The organism is Agrobacterium sp. D14, assembly GCF_001526505.1.
Taxonomy (GTDB): Bacteria; Pseudomonadota; Alphaproteobacteria; order Rhizobiales; family Rhizobiaceae; genus Agrobacterium; species Agrobacterium leguminum.
This window is the reverse complement of record NZ_ASXX01000025.1, coordinates 24,489-45,046: the sequence shown is the minus strand read 5'-3', so window position 1 is coordinate 45,046 and position 20,558 is coordinate 24,489. Positions and strand designations below refer to the sequence as shown.

Below are 20,558 nucleotides of genomic sequence, written 5' to 3'. Positions count from 1 at the left end.
GATTCCGGCTCAAGGCCGGAATGACGGTGGCGAGATGCCGTTAGTGCGTATCGCCGGCGGCCTCCGCCTTCTTCCGACGCCTCGCATTGCGGGCCAGCATGTTGAGCAGTTCCACCAGCGCCGAGAACGCCATGGCGGCATAGACGTAGCCCTTCGGAACATGGAAGCCCATGCCTTCGGCGATCAGCGTCGTGCCGATCATCATCAGGAAGGCGAGCGCCAGCATGACGATGGTGGGGTTGCGCTCGATGAAGTTGGCGAGCGGCGTTGCGGCCAGCAGCATGACGGTGACGGCCACGATGACCGCGACGATCATGATCGGCAGATGCGGCGTCATGCCGACGGCGGTGATGATGCTGTCCACCGAGAAGACGAGGTCGAGCAGCAGGATCTGGCCGATGGCGGCGCCGAAATTCATGCCCACGGGGCCACCCACCATGTCTTCCTTGTGGTCTTCCGGGTCGACATTGTGGTGGATTTCCTTGGTGGCCTTCCACATCAGGAAGAGACCGCCGGCGATCAGGATCATGTCCTTCCAGGAGAAGGCGTGGCCGAAGAGTTCGAAGACCGGCGTGGTGAGCTGCACGATCCATGCGACGGTGCCGAGCAGGCCGAGACGCATGACGAGCGCAAGGCCTATACCGATCTTGCGGGCTTTTTCGCGCTGTTCGGGCGGCAGCTTGTTGGTGAGGATGGAGATGAAGATCAGGTTGTCGATGCCGAGCACGACCTCCATGACGATCAGCGTGACGAGCGCCACCCAGGCGGCGGGGTCAGATAGAAGAGGGAGAATGGACTCCATCAGGTAGGTTTTCCTTTCAGCAACAAGGCCAGCCGAAACATTCGGTGGGTGGAATTTATAGCGCAATACGCGAGAAACAAGGAGTTGATGGCTCCGGGGCGCAAGATTTCATCGAAATTTCGCGCAGACCGCGTATTGGCGTTCACGCCGTTGCGAGTGCATTTCCAGGAAAAGTGGCCCCCGGTTTTCCGTCCGGGAATGCGCCAGAACAAAGAGTTAGAGTGTTTTCGCGATTCGGAGAAAAGCGAAAAAACTCTAAATGATCTCAGGCCTTGTCGGTTCCGTAGGCAGCCATGAATACCTTGATGGCGCTGGCGATCACCCGGTCCAGTTCTTCTTCCGGAACCGGGCCTTCGATCTCTCCGAACAGGCGCAGCTTGAAGAAGGTGCCGGTGGAAAGCTCGATATATTGCCGGGCGGCCAGCTCCACGTCATCGACCTTCAGATGGCCGAGCGCGACATGGTGCTCGATGAAATCCTGAAGCACGGTGCGGACATTGTTGGGTGCGGCGATGAAGAAGCGCTGCGCCAGCTTCGGCATGCGGTCGATGACGCCGATGACCGAGCGCATGGCCGGGATCATCTCCGAGCAGATCATCTTGTTGGCGAAGGCCTTGCCGAATTGTCTCAGCCCGTCGCGCACCTCTTCGGTGCCGGCCAGAATATTGCGCATGGAGGTGGCGAATTCCTGCCGGTGGTGATCGACCAGCGCCGCGAACAGATCCTCCTTGTTGGAGAAATAGACATAGATCGTGCCCTTGGAAACGCCCGCCTCGCGCGTGATGTCGTTCATGCTGGCCGCATCGAAACCCTTGCGCTTGAACACACGCCAGGCGCCCGCCAGAATCTGCTCGCGTTTGGCCGGGTCTTCACCCGCCGCAAAACGCCCGGCGGCATTGCCCGGACAGCCCGTTTCCGTTTCCGTCTCCATATCCCTGTCTTCACCTGCCATCGCTACCGTCTCTTAGCATCGCAATGGCGTAAAAAAAATTAACCGAACGTCGAACCAATCGGTTCGATAACACTTGATATGTGTCAGGAAAGAGATTATGTCAATCGAACCGAACGGTTCAGTTCGAAAAACTTTCTTCAATTTATCACGGTAAGCTCCCATGTCGGCCCAGAAGAATAGCGCGGTTCGCGCCGTCAACGATGCGGAAGAGGCGGATATCTCCGCCAAGGCCGAGACCTCTCCGGCAAAGCCGGCTGAGGCCGCGCCGCCGCAGCAGCCCCAGACCATTGCGGCGCCGAAGCAGAAGAAGCGTTCGAAGCTTCTGCCGGTCATCGCCGTTGCCCTTCTCGCCGGCGCAGGCTGGTACGGTTACAACTGGTGGGTCGACGGTCGCTTCATGGTGTCGACGGACGACGCCTATATAGAAGGCGATATCGCCGTCATCGCACCGAAGGTTTCGGGCTATGTCGCGAAGGTCAACGTGGTCGAGAACCAGGAAGTCAAGGCGGGCGATCCGCTGGTGACGCTGGACGACGGCGATTACCGCATCGCGCTCGATCAGGCCGAAGCCCAGATCCGCACCGAAGAACTGTCGCTGAAGCGCATCGATGCGCAGATCGTCGGCGGCGAAGCTTCGCTGGAACAGGCCGTCGCCCAGAAGGGCGCGCTGGATGCCGCGCTTCGCGGTGCCGAAATCACCCAGAAGCGCGCCAGCGAGCTGCAGGCGAAGGATGTCGGCACGGTTGCCGCTTCCGACAATGCGCAGGTCGCGCTCGATCAGGCCAGGGCGAATGTCGTGGCTGGTGATGCCGCCATCTCTTCGGCGAAAGCAAATGTCGAGCTTCTGCGCGCCCAGCGCGAAGAGGCGGAAAGCACGATCCGTTCGCTGCAGCTTTCCCGCGACAAGGCCGCCCGCGATCTTTCCTTCACGGTTCTGAAGGCGCCCTATGACGGCGTCATCGGCAATCTGGCGGTTCAGAACGGCGATCTGGTTTCGGTCGGCAAGCGTCTGGCTTCGCTGGTGCCGATGAACGAGCTTTATATCGACGCCAATTTCAAGGAAACGCAGCTTGCCCGCGTCGTGCCCGGTTCGAAGGTGCGCGTGCATGTCGACGCCTTTGATGACGCGACGATCGAGGGCACGGTGCAGTCGATTTCGCCCGGCTCGGGCTCGGTCTTCTCCATGCTGCCGCCGGAAAATGCGACCGGCAACTTCACCAAGGTCATCCAGCGCGTGCCGGTTCGTATCGTTTTCTCCAGGGAAGACCTTGCAAAGCACAATCTGCGCGCCGGCCTCAGCGTCGTTGTCGATGTCGATACCCGCACGGCGCCGGAAGGCACCAGAACGGCGCAAGTTAACCCGGAAGCCAAGTAAGGCGCATCGCTGATGCGCCGTTGAGGTCAAGATCATGGCGGCTACGGTTGTCGGTACGGGCGGGGCGTCCATCCCCGCCGATCCCCCGATGGACAGGCGCAGGCTCATCGCCTTCTTCGCGATGGTCTTCGGCATGTTCATGTCCATCCTCGACATTCAGATCGTCTCCGCCTCGCTGGCGGAAATCCAGGCGGGTCTCGGCGCGGGTTCCGATGAGATCGCCTGGGTGCAGACCTCCTATCTGATCGCCGAAGTCATCATGATCCCGCTGTCGGGCACGCTGGCGCGCATTCTCTCCACGCGCGTTCTCTTCGCCACCTGCGCGGCCGGCTTCACCATATCGAGCGCGCTCTGCGCCACAGCCACCAATATCGACCAGATGATCGTCTACCGCGCGATCCAGGGCTTTATCGGCGGCGGCATGATCCCCTCCGTCTTCGCCGCCGCCTTCACGATCTTCCCGCCCTCGAAGCGTTCGGTCGTGTCACCGATCATCGGTCTCGTCGCCACGCTTGCGCCCACCATCGGCCCGACGGTCGGCGGTTATCTCTCCAATGCCTTTTCCTGGCACTGGCTGTTCCTCGTCAACATCATCCCCGGCATCATCGTCACCATCCTCACCTGGAGCCTGATCGATTTCGACAAGCCGGAAAAGTCGCTCTGGAAGAAGTTCGACTGGTGGGGGCTGATCTCCATGGCCGTCTTCCTGGGCTCGCTGGAATATGTGCTTGAAGAGGGCAACAACAAGGACTGGTTCAACGACGAGCATATCGTCATGGGAACGGTCGCCATGGTCATCGGCGCGGTCGTATTCTTCTGGCGCGCCTTCAAGGTGGAATTCCCTGTCGTCGATATCCGCGCCTTCGCCGACCGCAACTTCTCCATCGGCTCGCTTTTCTCCTTCGTCATGGGCATCGGGCTATACGGACTGACCTATCTTTACCCGCTCTATCTCGGCCGGGTGCGCGGTTACGATGCGCTGATGATCGGCGAGAACATGTTCGTCTCCGGTCTTGCCATGTTCTTCACCGCGCCGATTGCCGGCAAGGTCTCCACCAAGCTCGATCCGCGGGCGATGATGGCGATTGGCTTCATCAGCTTCGGCTGCGGCACATGGATCATGACGCATGTGACGACCGACTGGGATTTCTACGAGCTGCTGATCCCGCAGATCCTGCGCGGTTTCGGCCTGATGATGTGCATGGTGCCGATCAACAACATCGCGCTCGGCACCCTGCCGCCGGCCCGCATCCGCAATGCGTCCGGCCTGTTCAACCTCACCCGTAACCTCGGCGGCGCGGTCGGTCTTGCCATCATCAACACCATGCTGTCGCAGCGCACGGACGACCATTATGTGCGGCTGGCCGAACATGTGAGCTATTCCAACCCGCAGGCGCTGGAATGGCTGAACAGTGTCGGCGCCAACTACGATTCCTACGGGCTGGACGGCGCGTCCGTCGCCGTCAAGAAACTGGTCGGCATGGTCTCGCAGCAGGCATGGATATTGGCCTTCGCGGATGTGTTCTTCGCGCTGACGCTGTTGTTCTCGAGCCTGATCTTCATGACCGTGCTGATCCAGAAACCCAAGGCAGCGCCGCCGCCAGACGCGGCGCACTAACAAGAATCCCCTCCCATCCACCGCAGAGCTGGGGCCGTCGGAAATGACGGCCCCTTTTTTGTTTTGAATACGGAGCGAGCGAGGGCGGCATATTTCTTCTCCCTGCCGGGGAGAAGTCCGCGGCAGCGGGATAAGGGGGCAAGGGTAGAGATATTTAGAGAGCTGGCCCCCTCATCCGACCCTCCGGGCCACCTTCTCCCCGGCGGGGAGAAGAAACACGCGGCAACGCCGTGAAAGAACCTCTGCCGATTGATCGCTGCGGCTTTGGGCAGAATATGAGGTACGTACATCATTTTTCAGTTTACCTCGACTGCAAAGCTGGATATGCAAGGGGAGGGAGGAGCCATGAAGCCGACAGTTCACGATATCGCCGAGCGGGCGGGCGTCAGTCTCGCCACCATCGACCGGGTGCTGAACATGCGCCCCGGCGTGCATGCGGCAACGCGGGCACGGGTGGAGGCCGCCATTGCCGAGCTTGGTTACGTGCGCGATATCGCCGCCGCCAATCTGGCCAAGGGCCGCAATTATTCGCTGGTCTTCATCCTGCCGGGCAATGACAATTCCTTCATGGCGACGTTGCGCGCCGAAGTGCGGGCCGCAGCGGCACGGGCGCATCTGGAGCGCACGGCGATCCGCGTCATCGAGGTGCCGCCGTTCAATGCCACGGCGCTGACGGAGGCTCTCGAAGTCGCGCGGCGGGAAAAGCCCTCGGGCGTCGCCTTCGTTGCCACCGATTCCGAAGATGTGGCGGAAGCCGCCGACCGGCTGGCCGAAGACGGCATCGCCACGGTGACGCTGGTGTCCGATCTTTCCGGTTCGCGGCGGGATCATTATGCCGGCGTGGACAACGTCGCGGCCGGGCGCACGGCGGCGAGCCTGATGGGACGTTTTCTCTCCGGGCGCGGCGGCGATGTCGCGGTTGTCGCCGGCTCCATGCTGGTGCGCGACCACCGCGAACGTCTGGAAGGATTTCGCGCCGTCATCGAGACCGAATTTCCGCAATTGCGGCTGCTGCCGGTGCTGGAGGGCAGGGACGATCCGCTCACCGTCGAGACGCTGGTGCGCAAGGCGCTCGGCAATGCCGCACTGTCAGGCATCTACAGCCTCGGCGCGGGCAATCGCGGCCTCATCCGGGCGCTTGGCGCGGCAGAGGGCGAAAGAGCGCTTTCGGTCATCGCCCATGAACTGACGGAAAACACCGCCAATGCGCTGCGGGAAGGGCTGCTGGACGCCGTGCTCAACCAGGATGCCGGCCATGAGGTGCGCAGCGCCATCCGCGTGTTGAAGGCGCGGGCCGACGGTCTGCCCGTCATCGCCGCGCAGGAACGTATCCGTATCGACATATTCCTCAGGGACAATCTTCCCTGATGAGAGCATTTCCAGGAAAAGTGGCCGCCGGTTTCCCGTCCGGAATGCGGTGACTTTTAAAAAACGCTGAAAGCGGCGCATGGCGCGCCGGAATGGAGAAATACATGTATCTCGGTCTCGATCTTGGCACATCCGGCGTCAAAGCCCTGCTGATGGACGGCGATCAGAAAATCATCGGCTCGGCCAACGGCTCGCTGGACGTTTCGCGCCCGCATCACGGCTGGTCGGAACAGGATCCGGCCGACTGGATTGCCGCGACGAAAACCGCCGTTGCCGGCCTGAAGCAGAAGTTTCCGAAGGAGCTTGCCGCCGTCAAGGGCATCGGCCTTTCCGGCCAGATGCATGGCGCAACGCTGATCGATGCGGCCGGCAAGGTGCTGCGCCCCTGCATCCTGTGGAACGACATGCGCTCTTATGCCGAGGCCGCCGCGCTGGATGCCGATCCGCGCTTCCGCAAGATCACCGGCAACATCGTCTTCCCCGGCTTCACCGCGCCGAAACTTGCCTGGGTGGCGAAGAACGAACCTGAAATCTTCGCGAAAGTGGCCAAGGTGCTGCTGCCGAAGGATTATCTGCGTCTGTGGCTGACGGGCGAATACATCTCCGAAATGTCGGATTCCGCCGGCACCTCCTGGCTCGATACCGGCGCGCGCAAATGGTCTTCCGAGCTTCTCGCCGCCACCGGTCTGGATGAAAAACACATGCCGTCGCTGGTGGAAGGGACGGATGAGGCGGGCGTGCTGCGCGCCGAACTTGGCTCCGAATGGGGCATTTCCGGCCGCACCGTCGTTGCCGGCGGCGCGGGCGACAATGCCGCTTCCGCCTGCGGCATGGGCACGGTGAAGGAAGGCCACGCCTTCGTGTCGCTCGGCACATCCGGCGTGCTTTTCGCCGCCAATGCATCTTACCTGCCGAAGCCGGAAAGCGCCGTGCACGCCTTCTGCCATGCGCTGCCCAATACCTGGCACCAGATGGGCGTCATCCTTTCCGCCACCGATGCGCTGAACTGGTATTCGCGCCTCACCGGCCAATCCGCCGCCGATCTGACCGGCGAATTGGGCGAAACGCTGCTTGCGCCGACCGGTGTCACCTTCGCGCCCTATCTCTCCGGCGAGCGCACACCGCACAACGACGCCGCCATTCGCGGCTCCTTCATCGGCCTTTCGCATGAGAGCGACCGCAAGGCGCTGACCCAGGCCGTCCTGGAAGGCGTCACCTTTGCCATCAGGGACAATCTCGAAGCGCTGAAGTCGGCCGGCACCTCTATTTCCCGCGTCACCGCCATCGGCGGCGGCTCGCGCTCGGCCTATTGGCTGGCCTCCATCGCCACCTCGCTCGGCGTGCCCGTCGATATTCCGGCCGAGGGCGATTTCGGCGCCGCCTTCGGTGCGGCCCGCCTCGGCCTTATCGCCGCGACCGGGGCCGATCCGGTGGCGGTTTGCGCGCAGCCGGAAACGGCGCGGACCATCGAGCCGGTGGCGGCGCTGGCCGGCGCCTATGAGGAGGCTTACCGGCGCTATCATGCGCTTTATCCGGCTATTCGGGCGCTTTCGCATTGAGACACAGCGTGTGCGGCTTCACCCCCCTCTGCCCTGCCGGGCATCTCCCCCTCAAGGGGGGAGATCGACAAGCGGCTACATCTCGTCCTCATGCGAGGCTGAGTATGGAGCGATCGATAGCGTCCTGCTGATCTCCCCCCTTGAGGGGGAGATGTCCGGCAGGACAGAGGGGGGTGAGCAGCAAACGCCGACCCTGAAATTTCAGAACACCATCTAAACCCACCCCAAGAGGAGGATCACCATGAGCACAGGTTTCTTCGGCGATATTGCCAAGATCAAATATGAAGGCCCCGACAGCACCAACCCGCTGGCTTTCCGTCATTACAATCCCGACGAGATCGTCGCCGGCAAGCGCATGGAAGACCACCTGCGTTTTGCGGTGGCTTATTGGCACACCTTCACCTGGCCGGGCGGCGACCCCTTCGGCGGCCAGACGTTCCTGCGCCCATGGTTCGAAGATACGATGCAGGCGGCGAAACTGAAGGCGGATGTGGCTTTCGAATTCTTCTCGCTGCTCGGTTCGCCGTTCTACTGCTTCCACGACGCCGATGTGCGCCCAGAGGGCCGGAACTTCGCGGAGAATACGAAGAGCCTCAACGAGATCGTTGATTATTTTGCCCAAAAGCAGGCCGATACCGGCGTAAAGCTTCTGTGGGGCACGGCGAACCTCTTCTCCAACCGTCGCTTCATGTCGGGTGCTGCCACCAATCCGGACCCGGATGTTTTCGCTTTCTCCGCAGCAACCGTGAAGACCTGCATGGACGCCACCAAGAAGCTCGGCGGTGCGAATTATGTTCTGTGGGGCGGCCGCGAAGGTTACGAGACCCTGCTCAACACCGATCTGTCGCGTGAACTCGACCAGCTCGGCCGCTTCCTCAATCTGGTGGTGGAATATAAATACAAGATCGGCTTCGAAGGCACGATCCTGATCGAGCCGAAGCCGCAGGAGCCGACCAAGCACCAGTATGACTACGACGTCGCCACCGTTTACGCCTTCCTGCAGAAGAACGGTCTGGAAAAGGAAGTGAAGGTCAATATCGAGCAGGGCCATGCCATCCTCGCCGGCCATTCCTTCGAGCATGAGCTCGCAATGGCCAATGCCTTCGGCATTTTCGGCTCCATCGACATGAACCGTAACGACTACCAGTCCGGCTGGGATACCGACCAGTTCCCCAACAACGTGCCGGAAATGGCTCTCGCTTATTACCATGTTCTGGCCGGTGGCGGTTTCAAGAATGGCGGCACCAACTTCGATTCCAAGCTGCGTCGTCAGTCGCTCGATCCGCAGGACCTGCTGATCGGCCATATCGGCGGCATGGATTGCTGCGCCCGCGGCCTGAAGGCGGCGGCGAAGATGATCGAGGACGGCGCGCTGTCGAAGCCGCTTGCGGAGCGTTACGCCAGGTGGGATTCGGCTGAAGCCCAGAAGATGCTGCGCGGCGAGTTGAAGCTGGAAGAGATTGCCGCCCTGGTGGAGCGCGAGGATATCAATCCCGAGCCGAAGTCCGGCCGTCAGGAATATCTCGAAAACGTGGTCAATCGTTACGTTTGACGCGGTGGAGGGGGCGATGGCAGCGTGGCCCCCTCATCGCCTCGCTTCGCTCCGGCACTTCTCCCCGGCGGGGAGAAGAACAAGCGGGGTGCTCTTTGCCCAAAGCGACCTCTCCTGAGAATATGCTGCGGTCACTGCACATTTCTTCTCCCCGGCCGGGGAGAAGGTGGCCCGAAGGGCCGGATGAGGGGGCCCGCTCGCCATCTCTTCCCAAAGGCGAGGACAATTCCACACCGCCACTCCTTCCTTTTCAGTCACTTCCCAAAAAATACGTCCCCACTCATCCCCATCAGCTGATTTAGCCGCATCATTCCTCTCGCAACCGGAACGGAAGGGCGATGCGCGCGGCGCCCTTCGCGAACCGGAGGCCGGCATCGACAAGCATGGTTCTGGCAGACCGTGTTTCGGAAAGGCATTCCGCCGGGCCAGAGGCGGGAAGGACCGATCCGATAGGTGCCGTGAAAAGGCTGTGACCGATGGGCTGCCGTGGCGGCCCTGATGATACGACCCGGTGAATGCAACGACTTCCACCACCTCCCATCTCCCGCCCGCATTCGCCGGGTCGATGCCTTGCGCCGCCGGCAAACCGCTGCGGCGGCACTCCCCCATGCAAAGCGCTTTGGACTTGCTAACTGCGTATCCTGAAACGTTGTAGATTCCTGCCGCCCACGACTGTACCTGCCGGCCGACATGGTCTAAACCGCTGCTGATCTTTTCACGCTCGATGGACAGAGAAGGGCCTCGTAAATGACCGATCCCAAAACGCTAGCCGCCCGTTTCCCCGGCGATTTCCTGTTCGGCGTCGCGACCGCCTCTTTCCAGATCGAAGGCTCCACGAAGGCGGATGGCCGCAAGCCCTCCATCTGGGACGCTTTCTGCAACATGCCGGGCCATGTCTTCGAGCGTCACAATGGCGATATTGCCTGCGATCACTACAATCGCTGGGAGCAGGATCTCGATCTCATCAAGGACATGGGTGTCGAGGCCTATCGTTTCTCCATCGCGTGGCCGCGCATCATTCCGGATGGTTTCGGGCCGATCAACGAGAAGGGGCTGGATTTCTACGACCGCCTCGTCGATGGCTGCAAGGCGCGCGGCATCAAGACCTATGCGACGCTTTACCATTGGGACCTGCCGCTGACGCTGATGGGCGATGGCGGCTGGGCCTCGCGCTCCACCGCGCATGCCTTCCAGCGATACGCCAAGACCGTGATGGCCCGTCTGGGTGACCGGCTGGATGCGGTGGCGACCTTCAACGAACCCTGGTGCGCGGTGTGGCTCAGCCATCTCTATGGCATTCATGCGCCGGGCGAGCGCAACATGGAGGCAGCCCTTGCCGCCATGCATCACATCAATCTCGCCCATGGTTTCGGCGTGGAAGCCTCCCGCCATGTCGCGCCGAAAGTGCCGGTGGGGCTGGTGCTGAACGCCCATTCCGTCATCCCGGCTTCCGATAGCGACGCCGATCTCAAGGCCGCCGAACGAGCCTTCCAGTTCCACAACGGCGCGTTTTTCGATCCGGTGTTCAAGGGTGAATATCCGGCCGAGATGATGGAGGCGCTGGGAAGCCGCATGCCGGTGGTGGAGGCGGAAGACCTTTCCATCATCAGCCAGAAACTCGACTGGTGGGGCCTGAATTATTACACGCCGATGCGTGTCGCCGACGATGCGACGCCGGGTGCGGAATTCCCCGCCACGACACCGGCCCCGGCCGTCAGCGATGTGAAGACCGATATCGGCTGGGAGGTCTATGCCCCGGCGCTTCAGTCGCTGGTGGAAACGCTCTATAAACGGTACGATCTGCCGGATTGCTACATCACCGAAAACGGCGCCTGCTATAATATGGGCGTGGAAAACGGCAAGGTGGATGACCAGCCGCGTCTCGACTATTACGCCGAACATCTCGGCATCGTCGCCGATCTCATCCGCGACGGTTATCCGATGCGCGGTTATTTCGCCTGGAGCCTGATGGATAATTTCGAATGGGCCGAGGGCTATCGCATGCGCTTCGGTCTCGTGCATGTGGATTACGACACGCAGCTACGCACGCTGAAGAACAGCGGCAAATGGTATAGTGCGCTGGCCGCGGGTTTCCCCAAAGGCAATCATGGTCTGGCGAAGGGGTAGCGCTTTCCTCCTCATCCCTGTGCTTGTCACAGGGATCCAGCCAGCCCAAGTCCTTGGGCTGAAAAGAGTCTTTCCGCCACGCAGACGCGTGTCGGCTGGATTCCTGTGACGAGCACAGGAATGAGGGTTGGGGGACGGCCGTGAATGAACTTTACGCGCCGCATCCGGTAGCAGGCGACGCGTCAGCGCCCGCCGCAATAAAGTTCTCTCCCCTTATTATCAGTTTTCCAAACTTTTTTATCGGTTACCCCGCGGTGCCTGCTTGCGCCCGCCGTCCCGTCTCCTATGTCAGACGGGCTACGAAGGCGTAGCACCCGTTCTGGCGTCCAAGGGGCAGGGCGGGTTGGTCCTCCCAGGGAAAACGAACATGCTTATCGAAAAACTCAACTGGCGTTACGCCACCAAGAAAATGGATCCTTCCAAGGCCGTATCGGAAGACAGGGTCGAGCGCATTGTCGAGGCGGCGCGGCTTGCCCCCACCTCCAGCGGTCTTCAGCCCTTCGAGGTGATTGTCGTCACCGATCCTGAAGTGCGCGCCAAGATCCGCGAGATCGCCTGGAACCAGGCGCAGGTCACCGATGGTTCGCATCTGCTGGTCTTTGCGGCATGGGACAATTACACCGAAGAGCGGATCAATCGTATGTTCGATCTGGTCAACGAAGAACGCGGTATCAAGAATGAAGGCTGGGAAGCCTATCGCCAGATGCTGCTTTCCACCTATCCGCAGCGCGATCAGCAGGTGAATTTCGAACACGCCGCCCGTCAGGCCTATATCGGCTTCGGCATGGCCGTGGCTCAGGCCGCCTTTGAGGGCGTGGATTCCACCCCGATGGAAGGCTTCGACCCGGCGAAGCTCGATGAAATCCTCGGCCTGCGTGAAAAGGGCCTGCGCTCCGTTACCATCCTGCCGCTCGGTTATCGCCAGCCGGAAGGCACTGGCTGGTGAACCTGAAGAAAGTGCGCCGCCCGGCCGATGAATTCGTCAGCCGCGTCTGATTCAGGGTACTCGCAAAATCTTGACTGCCGCAGGGCTGCCGAGGCGGCTTTGCGGTAGATTTTTCCTCTCTTTTCAGATAATTGAAAAAACATCCCTGTTAAAAGGTGGCGTGTGCGGGCAAGTATGCGCCATCGAATTGCCGATCCCCGGCATTTCTGAGTGAAAGCCTGACGAAATGACCCGGAAAATCAGCTGTCATCGAATGTGCCCGAAGGCTGCATGAAGAGAGCGGTTCAGCACCGCAACAGGATTTTTTGAGACCCGATCCGTCACGCATTCCCAGAGTTTACAATGAGTTTTCCATCCAGCGCGGCATCCCCCGCGCGCCAAGAACAGGCGGTCCCTGAAGGGTCGGCAAAGGAGCCTATGGTCACGTTTGAAGGCGTGACCAAGACCTTTGGCGGCGCCGGCGGCAAGCCGGGCTTCGCAGCCCTTGCCGGTATCGACTACGTCGTGCCGAAAGGCTCCATCACCGGCATCATCGGCCGCTCCGGTGCCGGCAAGTCCACGCTCATCCGCCTCGCCAACGGCCTTGAAAAGCCCTCGACCGGCCGCGTGGTCGTCGATGGCGTCGATGTCGCGGCGCTCGATGAAAAGAGCCTGCGCACGCTGCGCCGTTCCGTCGGCATGATCTTCCAGCACTTCAATCTTTTGTCGTCGCGCACCGCTTTCGACAATGTGGCCCTGCCGCTCGAAATCGCCGGCATGGGCAAGAAGGAGATCGAAACGCGCGTTGCGCCGCTGCTCGATCTCGTCGGCCTTTCCGACAAGGCGAAGCGTTATCCGGCGGAACTCTCCGGCGGCCAGAAGCAGCGTGTCGGCATTGCCCGTGCGCTCGCCACCCAGCCGAAGCTGCTCCTTTCCGACGAGGCGACATCGGCGCTCGATCCGGAAACGACGCAATCCATTCTCGAACTGCTGAAGCGCATCAATGCCGAGCTGGGGCTCACCGTGCTGCTCATCACCCACGAGATGGAGGTGGTGAAGACCATCGCCTCGCAGGTGGCTGTCATCGACAGGGGCCTGATCGTCGAGCAAGGCACGACCTTCGATATCTTCACCGCGCCGAAACACGAGACGACCCGCAGCCTGCTGTCGTCCTCGGTCGGCGTGAAGCTGCCGCATTGGGTCACTTCGGGCCTGAAACCGCAGGCGGCGGAAGGCGACCGTGTTCTGGTGCGTCTGGTGTTCTTCGGCGAGACGGCCTTCCAGCCGCTGACGGCGCGCCTTGTCGCCGAAATCGGCCCTGATGTGAACATCCTTGCCGGCACCATCGAGGAAATTTCCGGCCAGCCCTTCGGCTCGCTGGTCGTCTCCTATCCGGCCTCGGCGGATGTCACCGCCCGCGCCAATCGCTTTTATGCTGAGACCGGTCTTCACACGGAGGTGCTCGGTTATGTCGCCTGATATGCTGTTCAGCCTTCTCTCCAAGGGCCTGTTGCAGACGCTGCACATGGTCGCCGTTGCCGGCATCGTCGGCTCGCTGATCGGCGTGCCCATGGGCGTTTTCCTTGCCACCAGCGGCAAGGGCGAGCTGTTTCCGGCGCCGATGACCAACCGGATCCTCGGCCTCGTCGTGAACGCCGCGCGCTCCACGCCCTTCATCATTCTGGTGGTGGCGATCATTCCCTTCACCCGCCTCGTCGCCGGCACCTCCATCGGCACCAGCGCGGCCATCGTGCCGCTGACGGTCGCAACCGTGCCCTTCATCGCAAGGCTGGTGGAAGCGGCGATCCGCGAGGTGGACAAGGGCCTGATCGAGGCCGCCCGCGCCATGGGCGCCACGCCGCTGCAGATCGTCACCAAGGTGCTTCTGGCCGAGGCGAAGCCCGGCATCACGCTGGCGCTGACGCTCACGCTGGTCAGCCTCATCGGTTATTCGGCCATGGTCGGCGCGGTCGGCGGCGGCGGGCTGGGCGATCTCGGCATCCGCTACGGTTACCAGCGCTTCATGCCGGATGTGATGCTGGTCGTGGTTCTGGTGCTGATCGTGCTGGTGCAGCTGGTGCAGAGCGCCGGCGACAGGCTGGCTCGCAGCTTCGACAAGCGGACCCGGAAGAATTAACTGTGTTTATAATAACAACCCAAGGAGACACCCATGAAGAAACTCATTCTCGCGGCCTCGCTCGCCGCTCTCTTCACCGCCGGTCAGGCGCTGGCCGAGACCATCAAGATCGGCGTAACCCCCGCCGAGCACGCGCAGATCATGGAGCAGGTGAAGAAGATCGCTGCCGCCAAGGGTCTCGATATCGATATCGTCGAATTCTCCGACTATGTCGTGCCGAACCAGGCGCTGGCCGATGGCGAGCTGCAGGCCAACTCCTTCCAGCACCAGCCTTACCTCGACAACCAGATCGCTGACCGCAAGTTCGATCTCGTCAGCGTCGGCACCACCATCACCACCCCGATGGGCGTTTATTCGAAGAAGGTGAAGAACCTCGACGAGCTGAAGGACGGCGCAACCGTCGGCATTCCGAACGACCCGACCAATGGCGGCCGCGCGCTGCTGGTTCTCGCTTCCAAGGGCGTGCTCAAGGTCAAGGAAGAAGCCGGCCTCAAGGTAACGCCTGCCGACATCACCGAAAACCCGAAGAACATCCAGATCGTCGAACTCGACGCCGCCCAGCTGCCGCGCTCGCTTGACGATACCGACGCTTCGGTCATCAACACCAACTATGCGACGGCTGCCGGCCTGAACCCGAAGAAGGACGCCATCGCCATCGAAAGCGAAAAGTCCCCTTACGCGAACGTCATCGCCGTTCGTGCGCAGGACAAGGACAAGCCGTGGGTGAAGACGCTGGTTGAATCCTACCAGAGCCCGGAAGTGAAGGCCTTCATTCTGGAAAAGTACAACGGCACGGTCATCCCGTCCTGGTAAGCCGCTCCAGCACTAGATCAGACCGGGATTTAAGGCGAAAACCGCTTACAGTTTTCGCCATCCCGGTCTAAAAAAATCACGACCTCTCCCGTGCGCGGGAGAGGTTTTTTCTTTTCCGGACGGACGCAAATCCGCCTTCCATGAAAAACCCAGGGCATTTCAGGGAAGGATTTTTCAGCGCCTCTGCCAGACTGTCGTTTTATACCCGTAGTTTTTTGGGGCGGGGCCACAATGCGGCTTAACCGCTTTTGAATGTTTCCTTCGGAAGATGATGCTTTCGAAGGGGATTTTATGCGGATTGCGCCGCGCAACATTGGGGACTATTTGCCGGTCGGGCGCAGAACCGCCGTGGGCGTCGTATTGTCCACCTTCGCGCTGGTGCTTATCATCGTCACCGCGCTGGTTTTATCCGCCTTGAGCCAGGTTCGGGAAAAGGCGAACCTGCTCGACAATGCCCGTTCGCGCGAGACGACGGCGGGCGCCCTCGTCACTTTTCGCGAGCAGCTCGGCGCGACGCTGAACGACTACGCCGCCTGGGACGACGCCGCCGAATATGTCTATGCCCCTGATCGTTTCGACTGGGTGGCAAGCAATTATGGCGAGATGACGGTCAATAACGATCTCTTCGATACGGCCGTGGTCATCGATGAGGACGGCAAGGTCCGCATGGCCTATCAGGACGGCAAACCGGTGGCATGGAAGCCGGACGCCTATTTTGCCGGCGGCCTCCGGGAAATGATCGAGCGCGTGCGTTCCATGCGTCCGGGCATCACCTCGCAGGTGACCGGTTTCGTCAAGACCCGCGACGGTATCACCGCCGCGGGCGTCGCGCTCGTGCGGCTGAAGTCCGGGGCGCTGCCGTCGGTCGGTACGGAGCGGCGTTACCTGGTTTTCGCCCGTCATCTCAGGCAGGCGACGGTGGACAAGCTTGCCCGCAATTACGTTATCGACGGCCTGGAACTGCAATATGGCGACGGGCCCGCCGCCAACCATGTGGATATCGTCAATCCGCTGGGGGAGGTGCTGGCCCGGCTCGTCTGGCGCTCGCACCTGCCGGGAGATGTCAGCTTTCATGAGGCGCGTCCGGTCGTCTTTACCGCGCTTGGCATTGCCGGCACGTTTTTTCTGGTGCTGCTCATCATCGGTTCGGCCACGCTCGACCGCCTGAAGGCGGATGAGGCGGCGGCGCGGGAGGAGGCGCTGCGCGACCGGCTGAGCGGCCTCAGCAACCGCGCCGGGCTCTTCGCCAGGCTGAACCGCATGGTCGACAGGGGCCGCCATGACAAGACGGATATCAAGCTGCTCTATCTCGATCTCGACGGTTTCAAGGAAATCAACGATTCCTACGGCCACGCCGCCGGCGACCGGCTGATCAAGGGCGTGGCGGCGGCGCTGAGGGTGCTGGTGCCGGAAGGCGCGGTGCTGGCGCGGCTCGGCGGCGACGAATTCGCCATCGCCATTCAGGGCAACGACGTCTGGGCCGAAGGCCGCAAACTGTGTCTGGCGCTTCTTGAACTCTTTACCGAGCCTTTCAGCATCGGTGAAAGGGTGGCGAGCATCGGTTGCAGCATCGGCACCTCGGTTTCCCGCGCCGGCGATATCAATGGCGAGGAGTTGCTGCGGCGTGCCGATATGGCCATGTATCAGGCCAAGGAGAACGGGCGCGGGCGTTACGTTTCCTATGAGCTGAAGATGGATGCGCTGCGCGAGGAAAAGCTGCAGCTCGAAGCCGATCTTCGCTCCGCCATCCTGAACGACGAGATACAGGTGGTCTATCAGCCGGTCGTCAGCGCCGCCACGCGCTGTATTACCGGGGTGGAGGCGCTGGCCCGCTGGCAGCGGCCGGGATATGGCTTCGTGCCGCCGGATATCTTCATCGCCGCTGCCGAAACCAGCGGCCTTATCGACCGGCTCGGCCTTCTCGTTCTGCACAAGGCCTGCGAGACGGCGCAGCAATGGCCGTCCATCAAGCTCTCGGTGAATATCTCTCCCGTGCAGTTCCGCAATCCGGCCTTCTCCGGCCATGTGGCCGATATTCTCGACGCGACGCAGACGCCGCCCGAAAGGCTGCGGCTGGAAATGACGGAAGGTTATTTCATCCAGCATCCGGAACGGGCGAGTGCGGCCATCGACAAGCTGAAACAGCTTGGCCTGCATATAGCGCTCGACGATTTCGGCGCCGGCTTCGCCAGTGTCGGTTATCTGCGCCGCTTCGGTTTCGACCGCATGAAGATCGACCGTTCGCTGATCATGGCGCTCGACAAGGGCGGCCGGTCGCTGGAAATGCTGCAGGCCACCGTGGCGCTGGCAAAGTCGCTCGATATTCCGGTAACGGCCGAAGGCGTGGAAACGGAAGAGCAGGCGGCCATCCTGCATCTGTGCGGCTGCGATGAATTGCAGGGTTACCTGTTCTCGAAACCGGTCGCGGCGGAAGAGATCACCGCCATGCTGGACGGGCAGGACGCACCGCTCTTTGCGTTGCGGGCAGGGGCGTGAGGCTGATTACTTCCACCCATTCTTGATCACCTGAAGGTGCGGCCCATTTCTTCTCCCCGTCGGGGAGAAGGTGGCCCGAAGGGTCGGATGAGGGGGCGACGTCGCCGGATTTCGGAGAGCTTGCCCCCTCATCCCGCTGCCGCGGACTTCTCCCCGACGGGGAGAAGAAACACGCGGCGCCCGCTCAAACAAACCCCAACCGTTATGCAGTCGGATAGCCGACGGGGATTACCGCCCCAGATGCCGCTCGCCGCGCTTCTTTGCCAGTTCGATCTGCTGCTGCCGGTCGCGGAAACGCTGGCGATCCTCTTCGCTGCGGTCATCGTAGCAGCTCGGGCAGGACACGCCTTCCTCGAATTTGGGGGATAGGCGCACTTCCGGCGTAATCGGGTTGCGGCAGGCGTGGCAAAGCTGGTGGTCACCTTCGGCAAGGCCGTGCACCACCGACACGCGCTCGTCGAAGACGAAGCAGGCGCCTTCCCACAGGCTTTCTTCTTCCGGCACTTCTTCCAGATATTTCAGGATACCGCCCTTGAGGTGATAGACCTCGTCGAAACCCTGTTCCTTCATGAAGGCGGTGGCCTTTTCGCAGCGAATGCCGCCGGTGCAATACATGGCGATCTTCGGCTTGTTGTGCAGGCCGGGATTGTTCTTCACCCAGTCGGGAAATTCGCGGAAAGTTTTCGTCTGCGGATCGACCGCGCCCTTGAAGACGCCGATGGCGGTCTCGTAATCGTTGCGGGTGTCGATGACGATTGTATCGGGATCGGAGATCAGCTCGTTCCAGTCGCGCGGGTCGACATAGGTGCCGACGATGCGGTTCGGATCGATATCCGGCACGCCCATGGTGACGATCTCTTTCTTGAGCTTCACCTTCAGCCGCACGAAAGGCATGTGCGAGGCGCGGCTTTCCTTGTGCTCCAGCGTGGCGAATTCCGGCTGGGCGCGCAGGAAGGAGAGCACGGCGTGAATGCCCGCATCCGGCCCGGCAATGGTGCCGTTGATACCTTCGGCGGCAAGCAGCAGCGTGCCCTTGACGCCGTTCTTCTGGCAGAACTCGAACAACGGCTCGCGCAGGCTCTCGAACCGCGGCAGGCGGGCGAAATGATAAAGCGCGGCCACAAGGAAATCACCAGAGACTTCCGGGCGGGGGAGAATGGTCGTGTCGGTCATGGGCGCTGAAATACAGCGACAGCGGCCGCAAAGCAATATTTATCAGCGGTTCCGGGTATTTTGAAAATCGTCAAATATCTGCCGGAGTGGGGCAAATGGGAGGCGCTTCGTGCCTCAAACCCGACATTGGCGAAAGCGCAAGACCTGTCTTCCGTCATCCTTGGGCCTGTCCCAAGGATCTAATCACGTCGCGCAAAATCGAAACGTTGCAGATCCTCGGGACAGGCCCGAGGATGACGCCGAGCCCAGCGGGACGTTTTCACGCCGTCTCCAGCCTATTTCGCCGCCTGCCGCCACAACAGGCCGACGATGCGGCTTTCGGTGCGGGCGGATTCGGAAAACACCTCGTTCGCCAGCGCAAGGCCTTCCGTGCGCAGCGCCTGCTGCCTCTCGATAATGGCGTCGAGCAGCAGGGCCAGTCGCTCGCCATTGCCGAAACGCTCCGGTTCGCGGTCGGCGACGGCGGCGAGAACCGAGAGATCGTGCTCGTGGCCAAGAATATCCACCAGCCGCTTGGTATCGGCCCGCTTGGCGCGCATGGCGGAAGGCCAGAGCCGGCGCATCAGGCCAAGATGCATCCAATAGGCCTGCCCGGACTTGCGCAATTCATGGAAATGCTCAACGTCGGCCTGTTCGTGGCAATCGGTGAGCGCCTTGCGCGCCGTTTTCCTCTGTTTCGCCCAGGCGCTCCTGAGCAGCCGGGCGGTGTCTTTCAACTCATCCGGCAACGACAGGTCCTCGAGCTTCTGGCGCGCTTCCCCGCAGCCGGCGATGGCGGCGGCAATGGCCTCGTCGAGACCGGCCTCATGTTCTATGGCGTCGTCGCGGCGCGCGCGCAGCATCGCGGTGATCGAGCGCAGCGCTTCACCCTGCGCATCGGAACGCGCGAAGGCTTCGAGATATTCCGCCGTCTCCACCAGCGCCGTTGCATCGCGCGCAAAGGCGAGGGAGCGGGCGATATCGCGAATACGGGCGTTTTCCTCACGGCCGAAATCCGGAGCCGCCTTGCGGATGAGGCGATAGAGGGCGCGCAGCCGCTTGAACCGCTTGCGGGCGTCGTGCACGGCCTCGTGCGATCCGGACGGCTGGTCGCGAAGGATCGTGACCGTGTCGTCGATCAGCTCCAGCCCGGCCCGGCGGATTTCATTGTCGAAGGGCTTTTTCGGATCAATTCTGAAGGGCATCCGGCAAGTCTCCGTTCGGACAGTCCATGGCGAGCGACTGGTTGGAGAAGCGCTTGTCTCCGGTGACTTCCCTGCCCAGCCAGGACGGCAGATCGGGATCGGCATTCTCGTCGTTCATTTCCACTTCCGCCACCACCAGCCCGTGATATTTCCCTTCGAAAACATCCACTTCCCAGGTGAAGCCGCCGTGGTCGACAGTGTGGCGGGTTTTTTCGATCACCACGCCCGGCGCGCTTGCCATCAGCTCTTCGGCGTCCTTGAGGGGTATGGAATATTCATATTCGTCGCGGACCAGCGCGCTTGCGCCGATCTTGATGGTCAGGGTCGCATCGCGCCGGTCGACGATCCTGACCCGGACCGAGCGGTTTTCCATCGAGGCGACATATGCCTGCCGGAAAGCCATGCTATGCGTGACCTCATTGCGCCATTCACCGCCTGCAACAAGAAACTTCCGTTCAATTTCCTTGGCCATGCTGT

Annotated in this window: 15 protein-coding genes and 1 pseudogene; 11 read left to right on the top strand and 5 right to left on the bottom strand. The window is 61.6% G+C overall.

Annotated elements, in window-relative coordinates; all coding sequences use genetic code 11:
• Window positions 1–40 precede the first annotated feature (40 nt).
• The gene (locus L901_RS15970) at window positions 41–802 is read right to left on the bottom strand and encodes a TerC family protein (RefSeq protein ID WP_059758539.1); all 762 of its coding nucleotides are present in this window, start codon (window positions 800–802) and stop codon (window positions 41–43) included.
• A 265-nt stretch (window positions 803–1,067) separates the two neighbouring features.
• Window positions 1,068–1,754 (bottom strand): TetR/AcrR family transcriptional regulator, encoded by a 687-nt coding sequence (locus L901_RS15965; protein ID WP_059758536.1) that lies wholly within the window; start codon window positions 1,752–1,754, stop codon window positions 1,068–1,070.
• Between the two features lie 160 nt (window positions 1,755–1,914).
• Between L901_RS15965 and L901_RS15960 the strand changes: the two genes are divergently transcribed.
• From L901_RS15960 to L901_RS15910, 11 genes and pseudogenes are all read left to right on the top strand, one after another.
• The gene (locus L901_RS15960) at window positions 1,915–3,129 is read left to right on the top strand and encodes an HlyD family secretion protein (RefSeq protein WP_059758533.1); all 1,215 of its coding nucleotides are present in this window, start codon (window positions 1,915–1,917) and stop codon (window positions 3,127–3,129) included.
• 34 nt (window positions 3,130–3,163) lie between these two features.
• Window positions 3,164–4,747, top strand: a complete 1,584-nt coding sequence (locus L901_RS15955; protein WP_059758530.1) for a DHA2 family efflux MFS transporter permease subunit — start codon at window positions 3,164–3,166, stop codon at window positions 4,745–4,747.
• A 345-nt stretch (window positions 4,748–5,092) separates the two neighbouring features.
• The gene (locus L901_RS15950) at window positions 5,093–6,115 is read left to right on the top strand and encodes a LacI family DNA-binding transcriptional regulator (RefSeq protein WP_020812145.1); all 1,023 of its coding nucleotides are present in this window, start codon (window positions 5,093–5,095) and stop codon (window positions 6,113–6,115) included.
• Window positions 6,116–6,219: 104 nt separating this feature from the next.
• Window positions 6,220–7,674 (top strand): xylulokinase, encoded by a 1,455-nt coding sequence (gene xylB / locus L901_RS15945; RefSeq protein ID WP_059758528.1) that lies wholly within the window; start codon window positions 6,220–6,222, stop codon window positions 7,672–7,674.
• Between the two features lie 241 nt (window positions 7,675–7,915).
• Window positions 7,916–9,226, top strand: a complete 1,311-nt coding sequence (gene xylA, locus L901_RS15940; protein ID WP_059758525.1) for a xylose isomerase — start codon at window positions 7,916–7,918, stop codon at window positions 9,224–9,226.
• 747 nt (window positions 9,227–9,973) lie between these two features.
• Window positions 9,974–11,353, top strand: coding sequence for a GH1 family beta-glucosidase (locus L901_RS15935; protein ID WP_059758522.1), 1,380 nt, complete (start codon window positions 9,974–9,976; stop codon window positions 11,351–11,353).
• Between the two features lie 367 nt (window positions 11,354–11,720).
• Window positions 11,721–12,349: pseudogene (locus tag L901_RS15930) on the top strand (NAD(P)H-dependent oxidoreductase).
• A 367-nt stretch (window positions 12,350–12,716) separates the two neighbouring features.
• Complete coding sequence (locus L901_RS15925; protein WP_059758520.1) at window positions 12,717–13,757, top strand: methionine ABC transporter ATP-binding protein; 1,041 nt, start codon at window positions 12,717–12,719, stop codon at window positions 13,755–13,757.
• Window positions 13,747–14,415, top strand: coding sequence for a methionine ABC transporter permease (locus L901_RS15920; protein ID WP_004433403.1), 669 nt, complete (start codon window positions 13,747–13,749; stop codon window positions 14,413–14,415). Before L901_RS15925 ends, L901_RS15920 begins: the two co-directional genes overlap by 11 nt.
• Before the next feature lie 33 nt (window positions 14,416–14,448).
• On the top strand, window positions 14,449–15,228 hold the full coding sequence (locus L901_RS15915) for a MetQ/NlpA family ABC transporter substrate-binding protein (protein WP_004433407.1): 780 nt from the start codon (window positions 14,449–14,451) through the stop codon (window positions 15,226–15,228).
• Between the two features lie 252 nt (window positions 15,229–15,480).
• Window positions 15,481–17,724, top strand: a complete 2,244-nt coding sequence (locus L901_RS15910) for a bifunctional diguanylate cyclase/phosphodiesterase (protein WP_059758517.1) — start codon at window positions 15,481–15,483, stop codon at window positions 17,722–17,724.
• 228 nt (window positions 17,725–17,952) lie between these two features.
• On the opposite strand, the gene L901_RS15905 is transcribed toward L901_RS15910, so the two are convergent.
• The 3 genes from L901_RS15905 to L901_RS15895 all read right to left on the bottom strand — a co-directional run bounded on the left by L901_RS15905 (window position 17,953) and on the right by L901_RS15895 (window position 20,553).
• Complete coding sequence (locus L901_RS15905; RefSeq protein ID WP_059758515.1) at window positions 17,953–18,897, bottom strand: rhodanese-related sulfurtransferase; 945 nt, start codon at window positions 18,895–18,897, stop codon at window positions 17,953–17,955.
• A 275-nt stretch (window positions 18,898–19,172) separates the two neighbouring features.
• The gene (locus L901_RS15900; protein WP_059758513.1) at window positions 19,173–20,081 is read right to left on the bottom strand and encodes a CHAD domain-containing protein; all 909 of its coding nucleotides are present in this window, start codon (window positions 20,079–20,081) and stop codon (window positions 19,173–19,175) included.
• Complete coding sequence (locus L901_RS15895; RefSeq protein ID WP_004433417.1) at window positions 20,065–20,553, bottom strand: CYTH domain-containing protein; 489 nt, start codon at window positions 20,551–20,553, stop codon at window positions 20,065–20,067. The genes L901_RS15900 and L901_RS15895 overlap by 17 nt, the downstream gene beginning before the upstream one ends.
• Window positions 20,554–20,558 lie beyond the last annotated feature (5 nt).